The sequence below is a fragment of the Actinosynnema sp. NPDC023658 genome (assembly GCF_040639995.1).
In the GTDB taxonomy this organism is placed as follows: domain Bacteria; phylum Actinomycetota; class Actinomycetes; order Mycobacteriales; family Pseudonocardiaceae; genus Actinosynnema.
In genome coordinates this window covers 1-5,113 of sequence record NZ_JBFAAX010000416.1, presented here as the reverse complement: position 1 = coordinate 5,113, position 5,113 = coordinate 1, and the positions used below count along the sequence as shown (strand labels likewise).

The following is a 5,113-nucleotide window of genomic DNA, read 5'->3' as shown; positions in this document are numbered from 1 at the left end:
GCCGTGCGCTTCCCGCCCAGGCATGACGGGCCGCGCACGGTCGGGGTGTCGGCCTTCGGCTTCGGCGGCACCAACGCGCACTTGCTGGTGGCCGATCGGCTCGCCACCGACGACCTGCGCTCCGGTCCGCCGGTCCGGCTGGACTCCGGGCAGATGGTCCTGGTCGCCTGGTCGGCCCACCTGCCCGGCGAGCCGCCCACCACGGCGGTCCGCGACTGGTTGCGCGGCACGGCGGCTCCGCCGGCAGCCGCCTTCCCCCGGCCCTACCCGGCTCCGGCGCCCGCCGCCGTCCGGTTGTCGGGGCGCACCGTGCCGGTCGTGGACCCCTGTCAGTTGATGGCGCTACAGGTCGCGGCGCGTTTCGTCGAGGAGCACGGGGAAGTGTGGGCCGACGTCCGGGAGACGACGGGAGTGATCGCCGCGCACACCGGGATGCCCCTCGGACTGGTGGGGACGGCGGTGCGCTGCTACGCCCGCGACGCGACCTGGCTGCTCGACCGGCACAGCGCCGACCAGGCCTTCTCCCACGTGGCGCAGGAGCTGGAGAGGCCCCGCCGGCGGTTCCCGGCGACGACCGAGGACTCGCAGGCGGGCGTGCTGCCCAACGTCATCGCCTCCCGCATCGCGGCCCGCTACGACCTGCACGGTCCGTGCCTGGCGATCGACGCCGGGCGGGACGGCACGCTCGCGGCCCTCCGGGTGGCCCACCGCTACCTCAGGACCGGTGAACTGGACCTCGCGCTGGTCGTCGCCGTCAACGGCAACGGGACCACCGGGAACGCCGTCCTGGCGGGGCTCGGGCCGTTGCCCCTGGGGGAGGGCGCGTTCCTGCTGGCCGTCACGACGAGCCGCACCGCCGCCGAGCGTGGACTGCCGGTTCTGGCCCGGCTGTCCTTCGACCCTGCCCCGCGGGAGCAGTCGGTGGCGACCGAGGACCGCAGTTACCTGGCGGCGGATCACGCCGTGGCCCTCCTGCGCGCCGTGGAGCGCGAAGCCCTGCTCGTGCGGCTGCCCGCCGGGCACCAGGACGCGGTCCTGCTGGCCGAGCCGCCCGCCCAGGCTCATCCGGGGCCGGAGGACCGGGGAGCCGAACGCCTGACCCGCCGCTACCGGAAGCGGCTCGTGGTCGAGGCCGCTCCCCGCCGCGGCGGGGCCGGCACGCCACCGCCGTTACCCCGCCGGGGCGTCGTGCTCCGAGCCTCCCCGGAGGTCGGTGCGGCGGTCCGCGAAGAGCTCCACGACAGTGACTCGCTCGTCCTGGACCTGCCGGACACCAGCGGCAGGCCTCTGTCGACCACCTCGGTGGACCGGATGCTCGCCGCGGTCGACTCGGCGGCCCCGCACCTGACGGTGCTGGGAGACCTGGCGGCCCTCTCCGTGCCGCACGCCCTCGCCCTGCACGACGCGGTCTTCCTCATCACCCAGCGCCTCTGGTCGCGTTGGCAGCCGGAGAGCTCGCTGGCCGTCCTGCTCGGCGGGGCGCCGGGCGACCGGGCGGCGCACCCGGCCGCCTCGCTCTTCGACGGGTTCGTCAAGAGCCTGCGCTGGGAACGCCCGGGCACGGTCGCCTTCACGCTCACCACCGACGAGCCCTTCACCCCGGACCTGCTCAGCCGCGTGGCGGAGGAACGCGCGGTCCGGCCGCTCCCGCCTCCCGCCGTCTCCTACCTCCAGGGCAGGCGTTGGACCGAAGCGCTGCACCCGGTGCCCCTCCCGACCTCCGACCCGCCGACGGCCCTGCCGCTGACCGACCAGTCCGTCGGTCTGATCACCGGTGGGGCGGGCGACATCGTCCAAGCCCTGCTCGAAGCCCTGGCACACCACGCCCGACCCGCTCTGTGGCTGCTGGGCCGCACCGAGGAGCACCTGCCCCCGGAAGTCGAGGGCATCGGGGACGGGCAGCTCCCCGGCACCCGCGCCGACCTCATCCGCCGCGTCCGGGAAAGCCTGCCCGAGCTGACCCCGAAGGCGGTGGTCGCCCGCGCGGACGCCCTGCTGAAGCACCGCGACCTGCACCGCACCCTGCGGGCGCTCCGGGAACGGTTCGGTGAGGAGCGGGTGCACTACCTCGCCTGCGACGTGCGGGACGAGGACTCGGTCCGAGCGGCGGTCGGACAGGTGCTGAGTGCCGAGGGGAGGGTCGACTTCGTCGTCCACGCGGCAGGCCGGGTGGCCTCGACCCTGCTGGAGAAGAAGCGGCTGGAGGTGTTCCGCGCGGTGCGGGACACCAAAGTGCTCGGCCACCTCCACCTCAGGTCGGCGCTCGGGTCGGAGCAACCACCCCTGTGGTGCAACATCGGCTCGTACTCGGGAACCGCCGGCGCCCCCGGCGACACGGACTACGCCTCGGGCAACGCCTACCTGGAAGCCACCGCGGAGACGGCCGCGGGTTTCGACGAGATCACCGTCGGCTTCACGATGTGGCGCCAGACGGGCATGGGATCGGACGCCCTGTACCAGGAACACGTCTCGAGCGAGGCTCGGTTCACCCCCGTGTCCACGGCCGAGGGCACAGCGCAGTTCCTCGGCGAGATCGCGGCCGCGGCGCAGGCGGGCGGCACGTCGGTCTACCTGGGGAGCACGGAACGGGACCGCCTGCGGCGCGACTTCCCCGGCCTGGTGCACTACGAGCCACCCGCAGATCCCACGAGCCGCCTGTGGCCGTCCTGGCGGTCCTCGCCGCGGGAGCCGGGCACGAGCGGGGAATGGGCTCACCCCATGGTTCCGGAGGACGAACCACACCTCCGGGACCACCTGGTCGACGGCGAACCGACGGTGCCGGCGACGTTCATCCTGGACCTCGCCGCGCAGGCCGCGGAAGCGCTGGTCCCGGGAATGACCACCACCGGGTTCCGGGACGCGCGGTTCGACACCTTCCTCCGCCCGTTCAGCCGGAGCCGACCCGCTCCTCTGCGGATCAGGGCGCGGGTGGTGCGGCAGCGGTCCGGCGACGGGTGCGGGACAGCCGTGGCGGTGAGCGTCCACTCCGACACCCTCGGCCCGGACGGCCGGATGCGACCGGGAGGACTGCGTCACTTCGAGACCGAGGTGCTGTTGTCCCCGGGTCCTCGGCCGGACGCCCCTCGGTGGGACCCGCCTGTCCTCGCGGCCCCCGTGCCCGCCGAGGACCCGTACGCCGTTCCAGGGGCCCCGGTGTCGTTGCGCGGCCCCTTCCGCAACCTCTCGCACTGCTTCGTGGACGGCTCCTCCGCGCGCGGCAGCTGGACGCCGGAACTGGCGGGGTACCCCGGGTTGCGGACGATGACGACACCGGCACTGCTGATGTGCGCCGCGCTGAGGACGTCCGCCCTGCGTCCCGCCGGTGGAGGCAGGCAACCCCTGTTCGTGCCCCGCTCGGTGTCGCGCATCCACCTGCACGCCGACGGGGCCAACGACCACGACCTGCTGCTGCGCCACGGGCACGGGCTCGTGGTGTCGGTCGACCGGGACGGCGTCCACCGCGCCGTCACGCCCACCGGCCGACTCCTGCTGGAGGTGTCCGGCGTCGAGCTGGTGGACGTGGCGCCATGACCACGACGAGGACGTCGGCCCCGCCACGACGTGAGGCGGGCGGGGAGCCCCGACACGGAGGTCTCGGACACCGCAGGCGCGCTCATCAGGACGCGCAGAACCGGGAGAGGACCATGGAAGGCACGTACTGCGTCGTCACCGGCGCGACCTCGGGCATCGGCAAGGAGATCGCCCGGGGACTCGTCGCGGCGGGCGCGCGTCTGCTCTTCATCTGCCGCGACCGCGCGCGGGGCGAGGCGACGCTGGACGAGCTGCACCGCGAGAACCCGTCCGCCGCTGTCCGGATGCTCGTGGCGGACCTCTCGGCCATGCGGGACGTGCGCAGGGTGGCCGAGGAGGTCCACCGGGAGCTGCCGCGCCTCGACGTCCTGGTCAACAACGCCGGTACGCACGACCTGCGAGCCGAGGTGAGCGCCGACGGGTTCGACCGGATGATCGCCACCAACCACCTGGGGCCCTTCCTCCTCACCAACCTCCTCGCGGACCTGCTGGAGCGGGCGGCGCCCTCGCGCGTGGTGGTGGTCGCCTCCGAGTCGCACCGGGCCGTGCTGCACATCGATCCCCGGACGTTCGCCGAACCGGGGTCGTACGGCCCGATCGGCTCCTTGTCCGCCTACGCCCGCTCGAAGCTGCTCAACGTGCTCGTCACCCAGGAGATCGCGCGCCGGTGGACCTCGCGCGGCATCAGCGCCAACGCGTTCTGCCCCGGCCTGGTGTCGACCGGGCTGGTGAGGAACATCCCGATGGGCGCGCGCCTGTTCTCCCTGGCGGAACGGACCCCGTTCGTGCGGAACGCCCGTCAGGGCGCCGAGCACGCCCTGCGGCTGGCCGGTGACGGGCGGTTCGCCGGGCGCACCGGCGGCTTCCACTCCACGATCCCCGGGGCCTTCCTCCTGCCGCCCGCCCCGCACCGCTTCCGGCCCGGTCTGCAACAGGCCGTGTGGGAGCGGTCCGAAGAACTGGTGGGACTCTCATGACACGTCGGCCCCCGGAGCACGGCGTGCACGACACCGCCCCCGGAGGAGCCACCATGCGCGGTACCCCGACAGTGGCCGGGTGGTCCTCGCCCGGTCCGATGAACGGCACGGACACGCTCTTCTGGCGCATGGGGTCCAGCCCTTCGACCCGTCCGCACGTCACCTGGCTCTGGTACCTCGACAGAACCCCGGACTGGGCCACGTTCCTCGACGGCTGCCGGTGGGTCGTCGGGCGGCTTCCCCGGCTCACGCACCGGGTGGCCGACACACCCGTGCGAGCCGGGACCCCGGCGTGGGTTCCCGACCCTCACTTCCGCCTCACCCTGCACGTACACCGGATGCGCCTCCCGGAACCCGCCGGCCTGCGCGACCTCCTCGAACTCGTCGAGTGGCGCAACGACGCGGACTTCGACCCCCTGCACCCGCCCTGGGAGGCCACGCTCGTCGAGGGCTACCAGCAGGACCAGGCCGCGATCCTCCTGAAGTGGCACCACAGCATCGGTGACGCGGCTCGCGTGACGTCCGACCAGGTCCCGGAGTTCCGGGGTCGGCGCCAGACCCAGGTCGACGTGGAGGAGTCGGCTGAACCGGTCGAACGCGTGCAC

3 protein-coding genes are annotated in these 5,113 nt (G+C 73.8%); all 3 read left to right on the top strand.

Translation table 11 applies throughout. The features are described 5' to 3' along the window. On the top strand, nt 1-3,531 hold a 3,531-nt coding region (locus AB0G02_RS27850; RefSeq protein ID WP_360799348.1), incomplete at its 5' end, for an SDR family oxidoreductase. A gap of 113 nt (nt 3,532-3,644) precedes the next feature. Then, nucleotides 3,645-4,508, top strand: coding sequence for an SDR family NAD(P)-dependent oxidoreductase (locus AB0G02_RS27845; RefSeq protein WP_360799345.1), 864 nt, complete (start codon nt 3,645-3,647; stop codon nt 4,506-4,508). A gap of 53 nt (nt 4,509-4,561) precedes the next feature. Beyond that, on the top strand, nt 4,562-5,113 hold a 552-nt coding region (locus AB0G02_RS27840; protein WP_360799342.1), incomplete at its 3' end, for a wax ester/triacylglycerol synthase domain-containing protein.